This window comes from Streptomyces sp. NPDC006265, assembly GCF_040613555.1.
Taxonomy (GTDB): Bacteria; Actinomycetota; Actinomycetes; order Streptomycetales; family Streptomycetaceae; genus Streptomyces.
In genome coordinates, this window is record NZ_JBEXSH010001363.1 from 1 (window position 1) to 1,558 (window position 1,558).

General features: G+C 67.8%; 1 protein-coding gene and 2 pseudogenes. 1 reads left to right on the forward strand and 2 read right to left on the reverse strand.

Annotated features, from left to right (window positions below):
* Positions 1-95: 95 nt before the first annotated feature.
* A pseudogene (locus ABZ281_RS48880) lies at positions 96-614 on the reverse strand (response regulator transcription factor); the annotation flags it as partial.
* Positions 615-994: 380 nt separating this feature from the next.
* Between ABZ281_RS48880 and ABZ281_RS48885 the strand changes: the two are divergent.
* Positions 995-1,324: a WhiB family transcriptional regulator gene (locus ABZ281_RS48885; RefSeq protein ID WP_004927066.1), complete on the forward strand. Its 330-nt coding sequence runs from the start codon at positions 995-997 to the stop codon at positions 1,322-1,324.
* A gap of 62 nt (positions 1,325-1,386) precedes the next feature.
* On the opposite strand, the pseudogene ABZ281_RS48890 reads toward ABZ281_RS48885, so the two are convergent.
* Positions 1,387-1,558, reverse strand: a pseudogene (locus ABZ281_RS48890) (LysR family transcriptional regulator); the annotation flags it as partial.

Below are 1,558 nucleotides of genomic sequence, written 5' to 3' on the forward strand. Positions count from 1 at the left end.
CTTGGCGAAGAAGTTCGTGAACGCCGCTTGAAGGTGCCGCAGGCACTACTGCAACGGCACCGACGAAACGTGACTCAGGAAGGCCAGTTCCTCGGGACCGTGTCCTCGGAGAGGAACAGCTCGCGGCCGATCTCCGCGTTCGAGCGGCCGTGGCTCATGCCTTCGAGGACCTGGATCTCACGCGCCGTGAGCGTGGGCGCCGCGCCCATCTCGGCCGAGCGCAGCCGGCGCGGGGCGAGCCGCCAGGTCGGGTCGGCCAAGGCCTGGGTCACCGTCGCGCGCAGTTCCGCGCGGGAGGCGTCCTTGTGCAGATAACCGCGGGCACCGGCGGCGACCGCTAGGGCCACGCCGTCCAGGTCCTCGGCGACGGTGAGCATGATGATGCGCGCACCGGGGTCGGCGGACAGCAGCCGCCGGACCGTCTCGACGCCGCCCAGTCCGGGCATGCGTACGTCCATCAGAATCAGGTCCGAGCGGTCGGCCCCCCAGCGGCGGAGGACTTCCTCGCCGTTGGCCGCCGTCGTCACGCGCTCTACGCCGGGCACGGTCGCGACCGCACGACGGAGCGCCTCTCGGGCAAGCGGGGAGTCGTCGCAGACGAGGACGGATGTCATGACCGCCCTCCGCAGCTGATGCGCGTCACCTTGAGCCTCCAGGCTGGTACGAAATCGTCACCTGTGCGGTCGACCGTCTCGGACACCCGTCCGAGCGCTTGTTCCTTCAACCGCCTCGCACTCTCAACGACGGTCACTCGAAAGAGTTACGGGGGTGGCTGCCACTTTCGGCACTCTACGTGAGCGGGCGGACACGGTGCAGATATGCGCGACAGACCCTCGAACTTTCATCACAACCTATGCCCCATTCAGACCCATTTCTTCCGCTTTGCCAGTGTCTGGAGCTAGATTCGCAATGAGTCATATTTTCATCTCCTTAGATCGTAGTTGTACCGTCGTAGACACCGGATCCGCCCAGAACGGCTACAAGGGGTCACGTAATGGCAGATTTCTCCCGCCTTCCCGGACCGAACGCGGACCTGTGGGACTGGCAACTGCTGGCTGCCTGTCGTGGGGTGGACAGCTCGCTGTTCTTCCATCCGGAGGGTGAGCGCGGTGCGGCGAGGAGCGCTCGTGAGAACTCGGCCAAAGAGGTCTGCATGAGGTGCCCGGTACGCGCCGAGTGCGCTGCCCATGCTCTGGCGGTGCGTGAGCCGTACGGCGTGTGGGGCGGGCTGACCGAGGACGAGCGCGAAGAGCTGATGGGGCGGGCGCGCAACCGGCTGGTGTCGGCGTCGGCATCGGGCGGGCACACCGCCTCGAACAACTGAAGGAACGTTTCATCGAACAGGCACGCGCACGCGTGCCGTTGGTTTTTGACGCGCCCGGCGCCCTAGCGGCGGGCGGCCCGGGCCAGCTGGTCGAGCGTCGCCGCCACGGCCGGGACCTTCGCGAGGTCGGGCAGGGTGAGCGCGACGATCTCCCGCCGCACCGCCGGTTCGAGGCGCACGGTGCGCGCCCCCCGGGTCCGTACCGACTCGACGGCCAGCTGGGGCAGCACGGCC